Annotated in this window: 13 protein-coding genes; 10 read left to right on the top strand and 3 right to left on the bottom strand. The window is 64.9% G+C overall.

Annotated elements, in window-relative coordinates; translation table 11 throughout:
- Positions 1-1,302 (bottom strand): sensor histidine kinase (locus tag NFX52_RS17130; RefSeq protein ID WP_252635747.1); only part of this gene is annotated, 1,302 nt, incomplete at its 3' end.
- Positions 1,303-1,480: 178 nt separating this feature from the next.
- Positions 1,481-2,200, bottom strand: coding sequence for a response regulator transcription factor (locus NFX52_RS17125; protein WP_055395176.1), 720 nt, complete (start codon positions 2,198-2,200; stop codon positions 1,481-1,483).
- Between the two features lie 225 nt (positions 2,201-2,425).
- On the opposite strand from NFX52_RS17125, the gene NFX52_RS17120 reads away from it, so the two are divergent.
- The 8 genes from NFX52_RS17120 to NFX52_RS17085 all read left to right on the top strand — a co-directional run bounded on the left by NFX52_RS17120 (position 2,426) and on the right by NFX52_RS17085 (position 10,072).
- On the top strand, positions 2,426-3,676 hold the full coding sequence (locus NFX52_RS17120) for an ABC transporter substrate-binding protein (protein ID WP_055395130.1): 1,251 nt from the start codon (positions 2,426-2,428) through the stop codon (positions 3,674-3,676).
- A gap of 57 nt (positions 3,677-3,733) precedes the next feature.
- Positions 3,734-4,918, top strand: a complete 1,185-nt coding sequence (locus tag NFX52_RS17115; RefSeq protein WP_492759473.1) for a carbohydrate porin — start codon at positions 3,734-3,736, stop codon at positions 4,916-4,918.
- Between the two features lie 191 nt (positions 4,919-5,109).
- Positions 5,110-5,988 (top strand): carbohydrate ABC transporter permease, encoded by an 879-nt coding sequence (locus NFX52_RS17110; protein ID WP_015012611.1) that lies wholly within the window; start codon positions 5,110-5,112, stop codon positions 5,986-5,988.
- Complete coding sequence (locus NFX52_RS17105) at positions 5,978-6,847, top strand: carbohydrate ABC transporter permease (RefSeq protein WP_055395134.1); 870 nt, start codon at positions 5,978-5,980, stop codon at positions 6,845-6,847. The genes NFX52_RS17110 and NFX52_RS17105 overlap by 11 nt, the downstream gene beginning before the upstream one ends.
- An 8-nt stretch (positions 6,848-6,855) precedes the next feature.
- Positions 6,856-7,923 carry an ABC transporter ATP-binding protein gene (locus NFX52_RS17100; protein ID WP_055395136.1) on the top strand — a complete coding sequence of 356 codons (1,068 nt, stop codon included), beginning with the start codon at positions 6,856-6,858 and terminating at the stop codon, positions 7,921-7,923.
- A 200-nt stretch (positions 7,924-8,123) separates the two neighbouring features.
- The gene (glk, locus tag NFX52_RS17095; RefSeq protein ID WP_055395138.1) at positions 8,124-9,101 is read left to right on the top strand and encodes a glucokinase; all 978 of its coding nucleotides are present in this window, start codon (positions 8,124-8,126) and stop codon (positions 9,099-9,101) included.
- Positions 9,098-9,514 (top strand): SMU1112c/YaeR family gloxylase I-like metalloprotein, encoded by a 417-nt coding sequence (gene gloA2, locus NFX52_RS17090; protein ID WP_055395140.1) that lies wholly within the window; start codon positions 9,098-9,100, stop codon positions 9,512-9,514. The genes glk and gloA2 overlap by 4 nt, the downstream gene beginning before the upstream one ends.
- Positions 9,515-9,778: 264 nt before the next feature.
- Positions 9,779-10,072 (top strand): hypothetical protein, encoded by a 294-nt coding sequence (locus NFX52_RS17085; protein WP_055395142.1) that lies wholly within the window; start codon positions 9,779-9,781, stop codon positions 10,070-10,072.
- Positions 10,073-10,331: 259 nt separating this feature from the next.
- Here the strand turns inward: NFX52_RS17085 and zwf are convergent, their stop codons facing one another.
- Entirely contained in the window at positions 10,332-11,786 is a 1,455-nt protein-coding gene (gene zwf / locus NFX52_RS17080; protein WP_055395144.1) for a glucose-6-phosphate dehydrogenase, read from the bottom strand.
- 187 nt (positions 11,787-11,973) lie between these two features.
- On the opposite strand from zwf, the gene pgi reads away from it, so the two are divergent.
- Together pgi and NFX52_RS17070 are read left to right on the top strand one after the other, a co-directional pair.
- On the top strand, positions 11,974-13,536 hold the full coding sequence (gene pgi, locus NFX52_RS17075; RefSeq protein ID WP_207402032.1) for a glucose-6-phosphate isomerase: 1,563 nt from the start codon (positions 11,974-11,976) through the stop codon (positions 13,534-13,536).
- Between the two features lie 112 nt (positions 13,537-13,648).
- Complete coding sequence (locus tag NFX52_RS17070; protein WP_055395148.1) at positions 13,649-14,875, top strand: AGE family epimerase/isomerase; 1,227 nt, start codon at positions 13,649-13,651, stop codon at positions 14,873-14,875.
- Positions 14,876-14,898 lie beyond the last annotated feature (23 nt).

The raw sequence follows: 14,898 nt of genomic DNA, 5'->3' as shown, positions 1-14,898 counted from the left end.
ACGATCGACAGCCCGAGCCCACACCCCCCCCGCCTTGTCCGACCCGCGCCAGAAGCGCGCAAACAGATCGCCCAGGTGTTCGGCTGGCACGCCCGGCCCGTCGTCCTCCACCAGCAGCAAGGCCCAGCGCCCCGGCTCCTCGTGGCCAACACGCACTGTCACCGTGGCGCCGGGGCCTGCGTAGTGCAGTGCGTTGTCGATGAGGTTGTTGAGCGCCTCGCGCAGCAGCACCGGGTGGCCTTGCACGGGCAGGCTGTCGTCACCCTCGTAGCCCAGGTCCATGCCTTGCGCCAGGGCGCGGGCTGCCCATTCGCGAGCGACTTCGCGGGCCAGGCAGGCCAGGTCGATGGCCTGCATCTCCACGTTCGATTCGGAGCGCGCCAGCTGCAGCAGCTGGTGCACCAAGTGGGCGCTGCGCTGGGCGGCCGAAAGCACTTTCTGCAGCCGTTCCTGCACGGCGGGCTCATGGCTTTCGTGCAGGGCAAGCTCGGTCTGGCCGATGAGCCCGGCCAGCGGGGTGCGCAGTTGGTGCGCAGCGTCGTTGAGAAAGCGCTTTTCCTTTTGCTGGCCGCGCGCCACGGTCTCCAGCAGCCGGTTGATGGTGCTGGCCAGCGAATGCACCTCCTGCGGAGCCGAAGTCAGCTCGATGGGGGGCAGCGGCGTGGTGCCAGCCTGGGGCAGGGCGCCGGCCCGCTCGATCTGGGCCTCCAGGCGCTTCAAGGGCTGCAGGCCGCGCAGCACGCCCGCATACACCACGGCGCTCAGCGCCAGGCCCATCAGCCCCATGGGGAACACCATCTGCTCCAGCAGCTCCTGCGCGATGCGCTCGCGCACGGTGAGGCTCTGCGCCACCTGCACGCGCAGGGTCTGGCGCGTCTGGGGTGTGCCGTAGTCCACGTCCAGCAGCGCCACGCGCACGGGGCGGTCGTCCACGCGGGCGTGGTACAGGTAGGGGTCGCCCACGCGCACCTCCACTGGCGGCGGCGGAGGCAGCTGGGCATTGCCCAGCAGAAAGCGGCCGGGCGGGGACGAGACCATGTAGGTGATGCGGTCGGCCGGGTCCTGCTCCAGGATGTCCTGCGCGGCCTTGGGAAAGTCCACCAGCAACCCGTCCCCGATCGGCTTGATCTGCCGCGCGAGCGCCCGCACCGACTGCGTCAGCGTCTGGTCAATGCCCTTCTCGCCGTTCTGCAGCGCAATGCGCCACGCCAGAAACCCGCCAGACAGCCACAACACCAGCTGCGGCAGCAACAGCCACAGCAGCAGCTTGCGTTGAAGAGAAACCCCCGGTACGTGGCGCATGTCAGTGGCCTGGGCCTGCGGAGATCAGTGGGACCCCCGATGCCAGCCACTGGCGCGGCCCCCGCGAGGGATGCCGAGCAAGGGCCGCCCCGCAGCGAGGGCATCGTCCGCCTGCCCGCGTAGCGCAGCGAAGCGAGAGCGGGGGGAAGGCGCGCAGCGACTCAGGGGGGTGTTCCATCTACGGCCTGTTCAGCATGTACCCCAGCCCCCGGATGTTGCGGATGGCCAGCGGCGAGGTGTCGAGCTTCTTGCGCAGGCGGTGCACATACACCTCCAGCGCGTTGGAGTTGAGCGGGGGCGCGGCGGTTTGTCCGGGCTCCGGGGGGCTGGCGCGCCAGGCGGCCAGCACATCGTCGCGCGTGACGACTTCGCCACAGCGGTTGACCAGCAACTCCAGCAGCTCCCATTCGCGCTGGGTCAGGTCGAGCAGGTCGCCATTGAGCGCCGCCGAATGGCTGGCGTGGTCCAGCACCAGCGGGCCGATGGTGGTGCTGGCGCCGCCTGCGGCGCTGCTGGCCTGGGTAAAGGCGGGCTGGCGCGCACGGCGCAGCATGGCCTGCAGGCGGGCCTGCAGCTCCTGCATGTTGAAGGGCTTGGTGATGTAGTCGTCAGCCCCGGCATTGAGGCCCAGCACGCGGTCTTCCACGCCATCTCGCGCGGTCAGAATCAGCACGGGCAGGCCGGCAATGTGGGTGCGTGCCCAGGTCAGCAGCTCCATGCCGTCGGCGCCGGGCAGGCCCAGGTCCAGGATGATGCCGTCCACCGCCTGCGACTGCAGCAGCGTGGTGGCCTCAGCCACACTGGAGGCCGTGTGCACGCCGAATTCCAGCTGCTGGAGCTGGCCAGTCAGCGCGTCCAGCAGCAGGGCATCATCTTCAACAATCAGTATCGTGGCCATGGGATTGAGCATAACAAAGCACCCCGCCAGCGGCTCCTGCAGCACGGCAATGCTTGCACCCGCAGCGGTTGGTAATTCAATAACGGGCCAATGGCGTTGGTATGTAACCCACACCCGGGAAAGCCCTGATATGTTCATTAATTATTGTAATTAAAGTACCGACTGCGCTGAACAGCACCGGATTCCGGCGCACCCAACGGATTCAAACATCGAGGAGACAAGGGTATGTGGAAGTTGACAAAAATCGCCGCAGTGGCGGTGGGCCTGGCGGCAGCGATGTCGGCCAGCGCGGGGGAGGTGGAGGTCCTGCACTACTGGACTTCGGGCGGCGAAGCCAAGTCGGTGGCCGAGCTCAAGAAGATCATGCAGGGCAAGGGCCACACCTGGCGCGACTTTGCCGTGGCCGGTGGCGGTGGCGACAGCGCCATGACCGTGCTCAAGAGCCGCGTGATCTCGGGCAACCCACCGTCGGCTGCGCAGACCAAGGGCCCGGCCATTCAGGAGTGGGCGTCCGAAGGCGTGCTGGCCAACATGGACACCCTGGCCAAAGCTGAAAAATGGGATGACCTGCTGCCCAAGGTGGTCGCCGATGTCATGAAGTACAAGGGCGCTTACGTGGCGGCCCCGGTCAACGTGCACCGTGTGAACTGGATGTGGGGCAGTTCCGAGGCCCTGAAGAAGGCTGGCGTGGCCGCCATGCCCAAGACCTGGGACGAGTTCTTTGCGGCAGCTGACAAGCTCAAGGCCGCAGGCTTGGTGCCCGTGGCCCACGGTGGCCAGAACTGGCAGGATTTCACCACGTTTGAATCGGTGGTGCTCGGCGTGGGTGGCCCCAAGTTCTACCAGGACGCCTTGGTCAAGCTTGACGACAAGGCCATCAACAGCGACACCATGAAGAAGTCGCTGGAGACTTTCCGCCGCATCAAGGGCTACACCGACCCCGGCGCCCCTGGCCGCGACTGGAACCTGGCCACGGCCATGCTGATCCAGGGCAAGGCAGGCTTTCAGCTGATGGGCGACTGGGCCAAAGGCGAGTTCCTGGCCGCAGGCAAGGCGCCTGGCAAGGACTTCCTGTGTGCTGCTGCACCGGGGTCGGCCAACGCGTTCACCTTCAACGTCGATTCGTTCATTCTGTTCAAGCTGAAGGATGCTGCCGCACAGAAGGCGCAGAGCGACCTGGCCAGCGCCATCATGAGCCCGGCTTTCCAGGAAGTGTTCAACCTGAACAAGGGCTCCATCCCCGTGCGTGCGGGCCAGCCCATGGACAAGTTTGACGACTGCGCCAAGGCCTCGGCCAAGGACTTTGTGGACACCGCCAAGAGCGGGGGTCTGGTGCCCAGCGCGGCCCACGGCATGGCAATTGCCCCGGCCACCGAAGGTGCCATCAAGGACGTGGTCAGCCAGTTCTGGAACGACGACAAGGTCAGCGTCGCCGATGCCATGAAGAAGATCGCGGCCGCCGCGAAAACCAAGTAAGCCGTGCAAGACACACGCGCACACACGCACTAAAACCAACCCCAGAGGGATCCCATCATGAAGACAAGAAACCGCCTCACGGCGGTGGCTTTGGCCGCCGCATGCGCGAATGGCGCCTTTGCTATGGACGTAGCAGGCTTTGAGTTCAACGGCTACTCCCGCGGTGGCCCGGTGTTCAACCACTCCGACGGCGTCAAGGGCAACCTGACGCTGGGCGGCGAGCTGCAAAAGTACCGCCTGGGTAACGAAGGTGACAACGGCATCGAAGTCAACTTTGCCAAGGGCTTCGAGGCCGGTGGCATCAACTGGAAGGTGAACTACATGCCCGCCAAGTGGGGCAGTGGCGACATCAGCACCGCACAGGCGTTTGTGGAAATGAGCGGCTTCTCCTTCTCGCCCGAAGCCAAGTTCTGGGTCGGCCAGCGCCGCCTGCGGATCCAGGACGTGCACATCGTCGACAACTTCCTGCTGAACTACGGCGACAACATCGGTGCCGGTGTGACCGACGTGCCCGTGGGTGGCATGAAGCTGGGCGTGGGTGTGTTCTCCGGCGACAAGTTTGACGGCGGCCTGCCCAACAACGTGAAGGCACACCGCATCAACGCCGACCTGTCTGACATCAACACCAACCCCGGCGGCAAGCTGCGGGTGCTGCTGACGGCTGTGGGGGGCAAGAACCAGGTGGGCGGCGGCTCGGGCTCCGGCATTTCGTTGATGCACACGCAGAAGGAGTTCCTGCTGCCCAGCATCACCAACACGCTGTACCTGCAGACATCGCGCGGCCATGCCCGCATCGACGGGGAGTTTGAAGCCATCGAGGGCACCAGCGCAGGCAAGCGCGCCACCCGCATCGCCGACTCCATCAACTGGCAAAGCGGCCCGTTTGGCGGCCAGGCCCTCATTGGCTACCAGACCAACAAGGCTGACCTGACCGGCGTGGAGACCAAGGACTTCTCGCTGGGCGGCCGTGGCTCGTACGCGTTCACCAAGAACTTCAAGGGCCTGGTGGAGCTGTCCACCACCACCCGCAAGGGCAGTGGTCCGGACCAGCGCCTGTCCAAGGTCACGCTGGCGGGTGCCTTGGCACTGAATGAAGACTTCTGGTCGCGCCCTGAGCTGCGTCTGTATGTGACCAAGGCCAACTGGAACCAGGCGGCGGCTGTGGCCAACGCAGGCACCTTTGGCGCCAATGGCAAGACCTCGCGCACGCTGGTGGGCGTGCAGTACGAGGTGTGGTGGTAAGAGAGTGAGTAGCGAGTTAGTTTGAGGTAGACACTTTGTTCATTGGGGGGTGCTCCGTGCGCACCCCCCTTTTTTCATGTGACACAAAGTGAATGTGTGAATGAGTGAAACGGTGATTCTGTGACTGATCGAGACACCGCGTACCGCGCGCGCAGCGTGTGCAGTGCGTACGCAAGAGAGATTCGCAAGCAATGAAGAATTCCTTTGAAACCTGGCTGCCCAGGCTGGTGGTGACCCCGGCGTTTGTGCTGGGTTTTGCCTTCATCTATGGCCTCATGGTGTGGAACGGCGTGCTCAGCCTCACCGCATCGCGCATGCTGCCCAACTACGAATGGGCGGGCCTGGCGCAGTACGAGCGCCTGTGGGAGATGGACCGCTGGTGGGTCGCCCTGAAGAACCTGGGCATTTTTGGCGTGGGCTATGTGGGCGGATCGCTGGTGATTGGTGTGGTGCTGGCCGTGCTGCTGGACCAGAAGATCCGCGCCGAGGGCGCGCTGCGCACCATCTACCTGTACCCCATGGCGCTGTCGTTCGTGGTGACCGGCACGGCCTGGAAGTGGCTGCTGAACCCCGGCCTGGGCATCGAAAAGATGGTGCGCGACTGGGGCTTCACGAACTTTGAATTTGGCTGGCTGGTGGACACCGAGATGGCGATCTACTGCGTGGTCATCGCCGGCATCTGGCAAAGCGCCGGGTTTGCTATGGCGCTGTTCCTGGCCGGGCTGCGCGGCATTGACGACAGCATCATCAAGGCCGCGCAGGTCGATGGTGCCTCGCTGCCGCGCATCTACTGGCGCATCGTGCTGCCGGCGCTGCGGCCGGTGTTCTTCTCCACGCTCATGGTGCTGTCGCACCTGGCCATCAAGAGCTTTGACCTGGTGATGGCGCTGACGGCTGGCGGCCCCGGTTTTGCCACCGATGTGCCCGCCACCTTCATGTACACCATGTCGTTCTCGCGCGGGCAGATTGGCCTGGGCGCGGCCAGCGCCACCATGATGCTGGCCACCGTCGCGGCCCTGGTGATTCCTTATCTTTACAGCGAACTGCGGAGCAAACCTCATGACCGCTAAGCCCTCTGTGTTTCCGTCCGTGGGCCGCCTGCTGGTCTATGGCGTGCTGGCCCTGGCCACCGCGTTCTTTCTGCTGCCGCTGTACGCCATGCTGGTCACCTCGTTCAAGGACGCAGAGGAGATCCGCAGCACCTCGCTGCTGGCACTGCCCGCGACGCTGAATTGGTCGGCCTGGGGCACGACTTGGCAGAGCGCCTGCACGGGCGTGGACTGCAACGGCCTGCGCCCGTTTTTCTGGAACTCGGTGGCCATGGCCGTGCCGGCCGTGCTGATCTCCACCGTGTGGGGCGCGCTCAACGGCTATGTGCTGAGCCTGTGGAAGTTTCGCGGCAGCGACACGCTGTTTGGCCTGCTGCTGTTTGGCGTGTTCATGCCCTTCCAGGTCGTGCTGCTGCCCATGAGCCAGGTGCTGGGCTGGCTGGGGCTGTCCAGCTCCATCACCGGGCTGGTGCTGGTGCACTGCCTGGCCGGGCTGGCGGGTACCACGCTGTTCTTTCGCAACTACTACGCGGCCATCCCCAAGGAGCTGGTGAACGCCGCACGCATGGACGGCGCAAGCTTCTGGCAGATCTTCTGGCGCATCGTGCTGCCGCTGTCCACGCCCATCATCATGGTCACGCTGATCTGGCAGTTCACCAACATCTGGAACGACTTCCTGTTTGGCGTGGTGTTCTCGGGCACCGACTCGAAGCCCGTGACGGTGGGCCTGAACAACCTGGCCAACACCAGCAGCAGTGTGAAGGCCTACAACGTGGACATGGCGGCCGCGATCATCGCAGGCTTGCCCACCATGGTGATCTACGTTCTCGCAGGCAAGTTTTTTGTGCGCGGCCTGACGGCTGGCGCGGTGAAAGGTTAAGGAAAATCATGGCGTCTTCATTGGACATCGCGGGCATCAACAAGCGCTTTGGCAAGGGTGACAAGAGCGTGGAAGTGCTGCGCAAGATCGACATCCACGTGGCACCGGGCGAGTTCCTGATCCTGGTCGGCCCCTCGGGCTGCGGCAAATCCACGTTGCTCAACATCATTGCGGGCCTGGACGAGCCCACCGAAGGCGAGATCCGCATCGGTGGCAAGAACGTGGTGGGCATGCCCCCGCGCGACCGTGACATCGCCATGGTGTTCCAGAGCTACGCGCTGTACCCCACGCTCTCTGTGGCCGACAACATTGGCTTTGCGCTGGAGATGCGCAAGATGCCCAAGCCAGAGCGCCAAAAGCGCATCGACGAAGTCGCAGCCATGCTGCAGATCAGTCACCTGCTCGACCGCCGCCCCAGCCAGCTCTCGGGCGGCCAGCGCCAGCGCGTGGCCATGGGCCGGGCCCTGGCGCGCCAGCCGCAGCTCTTCTTGTTTGACGAACCGCTGTCCAACCTCGACGCCAAGCTGCGCGTGGAGATGCGCGCCGAGATCAAGCGCCTGCACCAGGCCAGCGGCATCACCAGCGTGTACGTGACGCATGACCAGGTCGAAGCCATGACCCTGGGTTCGCGCATCGCGGTGATGAAGGGCGGCGTGGTGCAGCAGCTGGGCACGCCCGACGAGATCTACAACCGCCCGGCCAATACCTACGTGGCCACCTTCATCGGCTCGCCCACCATGAACCTGCTGCGTGGCGCGGTCACGGGCGGGCAGTTTGGCATCCAGGGTGCGGCGTTGAACCTGGCGCCTCCACCATCCAGTGCTAACGAGGTGCTGCTGGGCGTGCGCCCTGAGCACCTGGTGATGCAGGAGACTGCCCCCTGGCGCGGGCGGGTCAGCGTGGTGGAGCCCACGGGCCCCGACACCTATGTGATGGTGGACACCGCCGCAGGCAGCGTTACGCTGCGCACCGACGCCCAGACCCGCGTGCAGCCCGGCGACGCCGTGGGCCTGGCGGTAGAGCCCGCCAACGCCCACTGGTTCGACGCCAAGTCCGAAGATCGATTGACAGGCTGAGCGGTTGGGAGCCCCGGCCCCTGGGTCGCTGCAAGAAGGGACTTTGGTCTTTGCCTGAAGGGGTAATTCAGGTAAAAAGAGGCTCCAGCGCTTATCCATAAAGCGCGAGTAGCTATATAAATAGTAGCATTCGCGATCCACGGGCCGCCGTCTGCCACAGGGCAGCGGGGCGCGTGACCTTTGGCCTCCATCTTTTTCCTATGCAACCTCAGCGCCTCCTCGCCGACATCGGCGGCACCAACATCCGACTGGCCTGGCAGAACGAGCCGGGCGGCCCCTTGAACGACACGCGGGTGCTGCCCTGCGCGCAGTTCCCCACCGTGGACGCCGCGCTGGCGGCCTATCTGAAAGAAGTGGGTGTGCCCACCCCGCGCGAGGCGGCTTTCGGCATTGCCAACCCCGTCACGGGCGACGCGATCCGCATGACCAACCACAGCTGGAGCTTTTCGCAGCGCGCGGTGCGCGAGGCGTTTGGTTTCGAGCGGCTCGTGGTCATCAACGACTTCACCGCATTGGCACTGGCGCTGCCCCTGCTGACGCCCGACCTGCTGCGCCCCGTGGGCGGCGGCGAGGCCGTGCCGGGTGCTGCGATTGCGCTGCTGGGCCCAGGCACGGGCCTGGGTGTGTCGGGGCTGGTGTTCCCGCCCGGCTCCAGCAACGGCGTGCCCTTGTCGGGGGAGGGTGGGCATGTGTCGCTGGCGGCGCAGACGCAGCGCGAATTCGACGTGCTGGCCATCCTGCAGGAGCGCTACGGCCATGTGTCGGCCGAGCGCGCTGTGTGTGGTGCGGGGCTGGTGGACCTGTACCACGCGCTGCGCCGCCTCGCGCAGCGGGGTGGCAAGGAGGTCAGCTCGGCCTCCCAGGTGACTGAGCTGGCCCTGCAGTCCAGCGACGTGCTGGCGCTGGAGGCGCTGGATCTTTTCTGCGGCTTTCTGGGCAGCGTGGCGGGCAACCTGGCCCTCACCCTGGGGGCGCGCGGAGGCGTTTTCATTGGTGGTGGCATGGTGCCGCGCCTGGGCACGTGGTTTGACAAATCCTCGTTCCGCGCGCGGTTCGAGTCCAAGGGCCGCTTTCAGCCCTACCTCGCGTCCATCCCGTGCTGGATCATCGACCCCAGCGCCACGCCAGCGCTGTATGGCGCGTCGCGCGCGCTTGACATCGCGGGCTCTGAGGGATGAGCGACGGCCCCGCCGCGCTGCAGGTCAGCGGTGTGCACCATGTGGCCATCATCGCCAGCGACTATGCCCGCTCGCGCCGCTTCTACACCGAGGTGCTGGGTCTGCGGGTGGTGAACGAAGTCTTTCGGGCGGAGCGGCAGTCGTACAAGCTGGATCTGCAACTGCCCGATGGCACGCAGGTGGAGCTTTTTTCCTTCCCCAACTCCCCGGCGCGCCCGTCGTACCCCGAGGCCTGTGGCCTGCGCCATCTGGCTCTGCGCGTGGCCGACATGGAGGCCAGCCTTCTGGCCCTGGCCGCGCACGGTGTGGCGGCGGAGCCGGTGCGGGTCGATCCGTTTACCGGCGCGCTGTTCACCTTTTTTGCAGATCCCGATGGCCTGCCCATTGAACTGGTAGGCCCAAGGCCGGTATAGCCAGCGCCTTTGCAGAGCGCCATGCCGCACAGGGCAACCTGGGCGGCATTTTTCTTTGCAGCGTGGGCTGTCAGTTCTCGCAGTATTGTTTTCAAAACTGGAACAGTCAGTTTGCGACTGAGTGGTTTTTCTCTGGCCAACAGCGGCGTACAGTTCAACCCATCGATGAGCCGAACCCGCAAGGCGACTCACCGAACCCGGTTCAAGAACGGTTTTTGTCCCGGCTTTTATTGAGACGCTTTTTTAACTTCAAGGATTTTCATCATGAACAACACCGCACGTTTCCTCTCCATCGCCGCCGTTGCCGCTTTCGCTTCTTTCGGTGCCCAGGCTGACGAAGCCGATGCTTCGCAGTTCGCCACCAAGTTCGACACGAACCGCACCCGCGCTGAAGTGGCTGCTGAAGCCGCTACCGTGGCACAGACCCGCTCCATCGAGCCTGCTGGCTCGCGTGTGGTGACCTACAAGTCCACCGCTGACCGCGCTGCGGTGCGTGCCCAGGCTGCTGAAGCCCTGCGCACTGGCCAGATCTCTTCTGGCGAAATCGGCGCCATGTAATTGACGCAGTTGCGGGCCTTCCCATGGTGGCGGCACTTCGCGGGTGCTGCTGCCATGGGGAGTGTTTCCCCACACACGACGTGCAACGACGATTGCATGCATGAAAACGGGCTCCCAGATGGGAGCCCGTTTTGCTTTCTGCTTGCGCCAACAGTGTCTCAAACACGCGCTGCATAGGCCAGTGCTCCCGCGCAAGGGCCGCCCCGCCGCGCTGGGAGCGTCGCCCCTATACGGGGAAGGCGCGCCGCGCCTCAAGAGGTCACATCTCCTCACTCCAGCAATACCCATCGCGCGCAATCATTGCACTGGCCGAGCTCGGCCCCCAGCTGCCTGCCATGTACGGGCGTGGTCCCACCGGATCGTTCTTCCAGTGCTGCAGGATGGGCTCCACCCAGCGCCAGGCTTCTTCCTGTTCGTCACTGCGCACAAACAGATTCAGGCGCCCCGCAATCACGTCCAGCAGCAGGCGCTCGTAGGCGCCCACGCGTTCGGTGCCAAAGCGCTGGTCAAAGTCCAGGTTCAGGTGCACCTGCGACAGGGCGGGCTCGGCCTGGTGCTGGGCGGCGCCCTGGGCCAGCAGGTGCAGCTCCAGTCCGTCCTTGGGCTGCAGGTTGATCACGAGCCGGTTGGCAGCACCTGCAGGCGTTCTGAAAATGGGGTGTGGCACGGGCCGAAAGTTGACGACGATGTGCGCGTCGCGCCCTGCCAGCCGTTTGCCGGTGCGAATGTAGAACGGCACGCCAGCCCAGCGCCAGTTACTGATCTCGGTGCGCAGCGCCACAAAGGTCTCGGTGGTGCTACCGGCAGCCACGCCTTTTTCCTGCGCGTAGCCCGGCACCATTTGGCCCTGGTGTTTGCCCGCTGCGTATTGCCCGCGAATCACATGCTGACCGATGGTTTCCATGCTCCAGGGCTTGAGCGACTGCAGCACTTTTAGCTTCTCGTCGCGGATGGCGTTGGCGCTGGAGTTGATGGGTGGCTCCATGCCAATCGCGCACAGGAGCTGCAGCGCGTGGTTTTGCACCATGTCGCGCAGCGCGCCGGTCTGGTCGTAGAACGCGCCGCGCGTTTCCACGCCCAGTTCTTCGGCAATGGTGATCTGGATGTTGGCAATGGTTTCGCGCCGCCACAGGGGCTCGAACAGGGCATTGCCAAAACGCATGGCAAACAGGTTCTGCACCGACGGCTTGCCCAGGTAGTGGTCGATGCGAAAGACCTGCTCTTCCTTCAGCACGCGGCGCAGCGTGTCGTTGATGGCCTGATTGGATTTGAGGTCGTGGCCCAGCGGCTTTTCCAGTACCACGCGGGTGGTGGGTCCGTTCAGGCCCACGGCGGCGATCTGCTCGCACACATTGGTGAACAGGCTGGGCGCGGTGGCCACATACATCACCACCGATTCGGCATTGCGCTCGCGCAGCATGGCGGCCAGGCTGGCGTAGTCCTCGGTTTTGGACAGGTCCATGCGCAGGTAGTGCAGCAGCGCGCCAAAGCGTTCAAACTCGTCCGGAGTGGGGCGCTTGGCCAGTTCCACGCTGTCAAAACGCGACTGGATCAGGCTGCGGTATTGTTCATGGCTCAGCTCGTCGCGCGCCACGGCAATGATGCGGCCCCCTTCGGGCAGCGTTCCGTGCCGGAATGCCTGAAACAATGCGGGCATGAGCTTGCGCCAGGCCAGATCACCTGTTCCACCAAACAGGACAAGGTCAAAACTCATGGGGTCTCCGTATCAGGGTGTTGTTGTGCGTCTGAGGCAGGAAATTGTAATCTCGTTACATTGAATTGTGTAGCTGTAGAGGATGTAAAACGTTTTTTGACAGTTCGTGTGCAGAAAATTATCGGATAAATTGTGTAATCAAGTTACTATCTCGCCGGTTTTCACCTCCCCACATCCTGAATCCACCATGTCCCTCCGTTGCGACCAAACTCCGCAGTGGCCTCAGTTGCAGGCCGCGTTCTCCGCAGATGGCAGCCGCCTGGATCTGCGGGAGGCCTTTGCCAGCGATGCGCAGCGCTTCGGGCACTTCAGCCAGCATGCGCCCGAGGTGTTTGCGGATCTGTCCAAGAACCTGTGGGACGCTGCCACTGAAACACTGCTGCTGGACATGGCCCGTGCCTGTGGCCTCACGCAGCACCGCGACGCCATGTTCGGCGGCCAGCCCATCAACAGCACCGAAGGCCGCGCCGTGCTGCACACGCTGCTGCGCCGGCCCCGGGGCCTGGCGTTGCCCGGCGACGGGCCGGACATTGCGCAGAAGCTGGACCAGGTGCACACCACGCTGGATGCCGTGCTGGCCTATGCCGACACGGTGCGTGCGGATGGCGCCATCACCGACGTGGTGAACATCGGCATCGGTGGCTCGGACCTGGGCCCGCACATGGCCGTGCTGGCGCTGGATCAGTTCCGCGCACCGGGCAAGCGGCTGCACTTTGTCTCCAACGTGGACGGGCATGAGCTGCACACCACACTGCGCACGCTCAAGCCCGAGAGCACGCTGTTCCTCATCGCCTCCAAAACCTTCACCACCGCAGAAACCATGACCAACGCGCGCTCGGCGCTGGCCTGGTTTGCCGCGCAAGGCGGTCAGGATGTGGGGCGCCACTTTGCGGCACTGACCACCAATGTCGACGCCGCCCAGGCGCTGGGCATTACCACCACGTTCGGCTTCTGGGACTGGGTGGGCGGGCGCTACTCGCTGTGGTCGGCCATCGGCCTGCCCATTGCGATCGCGATTGGCTCCGAGGGCTTCCGCGATCTGCTGGCCGGTGCCCATGCCATGGACGAGCACTTCCGTACCGCACCCCTGGCGCAGAACCTGCCCGTGCGGCTGGGCCTGCTGGACATCTGGTACCGCAACTTCCATGGCTTCACCAGCCGCTGCATCGCGCCCTACCACGCGGCGCTGCGCCGCCTGCCGGCCTATCTGCAGCAGCTCGAGATGGAGAGCAATGGCAAGCGCGTGGGGCTGGATGGCCAGCCGCTGCCCTACGCCACGTCGCCCGTGCTGTGGGGCGAGCCGGGCACCAACGGCCAGCACGCTTTTTTTCAGATGCTGCACCAGGGCACCGACGTGCTGCCGCTGGAACTCATCGCCGTGCGCCAGCCCACCCACCCCCTGGAGGGCCACCACAACAAGCTGCTGGCCAACGCCCTGGCGCAGGCCCAGGCGCTGATGGTGGGCAAAGAAGGCGAAGACGGCCACCGCCACTTCCCGGGCAACCGGCCCAGCACCTTCTTGTTGCTGGATGCACTCACCCCCGCATCGCTGGGCGCGCTGATCGCGCTGCAGGAGCACCGCGTCTTCGTGAGCGGCAGCCTGTGGGGCATCAACAGCTTTGACCAGTGGGGCGTGGAGCTGGGCAAGGTGCTGGCCAAGGACCTGGAAGCGCGGCTGGAGAGTGGCGATGTGGCGGGGCTGGATGGCTCGACCGCCGGCCTGCTGGGCCTTCTGCGCAGCGCGGCCTGACCCCCGGAAAATTGCTCGTTTTGGGGCAGAGCTGGCGGCAGACCAGCCCCCCCCGCCGACAGAGGCCTGCCCGGTTTCTGGCCTACAGCTAACGCATCAGGAGACACCCCCCATGGCGATTCCGCCCTATCCGGACTTCCGCTCCGCAGCCTTTTTGCGCCGGCATCTGCGTGACACCATGGCGTTCTACGACCCCGTGGCCACCGATCCCACGGGCGGCCAGTACCACTTCTTCCTGGATGACGGCACGGTGTACGACACGCGCACCCGCCACCTGGTCAGCGCTACCCGTTTTGTGGTCACGCACGCCATGCTGTACCGCACCACGGGCGAGCAGCGCTACCAGGCCGGCATGTTGCACGCGCTGCAGTTTCTCCGCACCGCGTTCCTCGACCCCGCCACGGGCGGCTACGCCTGGCTGATCGACTGGAATGAAGGCCGCGCCACCGTGCAAGACGCCACACGCCACTGCTACGGCATGGCCTTTGTGATGCTGGCTTACGCCCGCGCCTTTGAGGCCGGAGTGCCCGAAGCCCGCCAGTGGCTGGCTGAAGCGTTTGACACCGCCGAGCAGCACTTTTGGCAACCCGCCGCAGGCCTGTATGCCGACGAGGCCAGCCCCGATTGGCAGCTGACGGGTTACAGGGGCCAGAACGCCAACATGCACGCCTGCGAGGCCATGATCTCCGCCTTCCGTGCCACGGGCGAGCGCCGCTACATCGAGCGTGCTGAACAATTGGCGCAAGGCATCTGCCAGCGGCAGGCCGCGTTATCTACCGCTGAACATGCCCCTGCCGCCGAAGGCTGGGTGTGGGAACATTTTCACGCCGACTGGTCGGTGGACTGGGACTACAACCACCACGACCGCAGCAACATCTTCCGCCCCTGGGGCTACCAGATCGGCCACCAGACCGAATGGGCCAAGCTGCTGCTGCAACTCGATGCCTTGCTACCGGCCGACTGGCACCTGCCCTGTGCGCAGCGCCTGTTTGATGCCGCCGTGCAGCGCGGCTGGGATGCCGAACACGGCGGCCTGTACTACGGCATGGCACCCGACGGCAGCATCTGCGACGACGGCAAATACCACTGGGTGCAGGCCGAAAGCATGGCCGCCGCAGCCGTGCTGGCCGTGCGCACGGGCCATGCGCGCTACTGGCAGTGGTACGACCGCATCTGGGCCTACTGCTGGGCCCACTTTGTGGACCACGACCACGGCGCGTGGTTTCGCATCCTGCACCGCGACAACCGCAACACCACCCGCGAGAAGAGCAATGCGGGGAAGGTGGACTATCACAACATGGGGGCGTGTTATGACGTGCTGGGGGTGGTTGGTCGCTAGCAAAGCACTGCGTGCTGGTGCAC

The sequence above is a fragment of the Acidovorax facilis genome, from assembly GCF_023913775.1.
GTDB lineage: Bacteria > Pseudomonadota > Gammaproteobacteria > Burkholderiales > Burkholderiaceae_C > Acidovorax > Acidovorax facilis.
This window is presented reverse-complemented; position numbering and strand designations above follow the sequence as displayed.

Excerpts from the sequence above, each read along its gene's own strand:
- pgi (WP_207402032.1), top strand. The coding sequence starts at position 11,974 with ATGTCCCTCCGTTGCGACCAAACTCCGCAGTGGCCTCAGTTGCAGGCC.
- NFX52_RS17085 (WP_055395142.1), top strand. The coding sequence starts at position 9,779 with ATGAACAACACCGCACGTTTCCTCTCCATCGCCGCCGTTGCCGCTTTC.
- NFX52_RS17070 (WP_055395148.1), top strand. The coding sequence starts at position 13,649 with ATGGCGATTCCGCCCTATCCGGACTTCCGCTCCGCAGCCTTTTTGCGC.
- NFX52_RS17120 (WP_055395130.1), top strand. The coding sequence starts at position 2,426 with ATGTGGAAGTTGACAAAAATCGCCGCAGTGGCGGTGGGCCTGGCGGCA.
- NFX52_RS17105 (WP_055395134.1), top strand. The coding sequence starts at position 5,978 with ATGACCGCTAAGCCCTCTGTGTTTCCGTCCGTGGGCCGCCTGCTGGTC.
- NFX52_RS17115 (WP_492759473.1), top strand. The coding sequence starts at position 3,734 with ATGAAGACAAGAAACCGCCTCACGGCGGTGGCTTTGGCCGCCGCATGC.
- NFX52_RS17125 (WP_055395176.1), bottom strand. The coding sequence starts at position 2,200 with ATGGCCACGATACTGATTGTTGAAGATGATGCCCTGCTGCTGGACGCG.
- gloA2 (WP_055395140.1), top strand. The coding sequence starts at position 9,098 with ATGAGCGACGGCCCCGCCGCGCTGCAGGTCAGCGGTGTGCACCATGTG.
- zwf (WP_055395144.1), bottom strand. The coding sequence starts at position 11,786 with ATGAGTTTTGACCTTGTCCTGTTTGGTGGAACAGGTGATCTGGCCTGG.
- glk (WP_055395138.1), top strand. The coding sequence starts at position 8,124 with ATGCAACCTCAGCGCCTCCTCGCCGACATCGGCGGCACCAACATCCGA.
- NFX52_RS17110 (WP_015012611.1), top strand. The coding sequence starts at position 5,110 with ATGAAGAATTCCTTTGAAACCTGGCTGCCCAGGCTGGTGGTGACCCCG.
- NFX52_RS17100 (WP_055395136.1), top strand. The coding sequence starts at position 6,856 with ATGGCGTCTTCATTGGACATCGCGGGCATCAACAAGCGCTTTGGCAAG.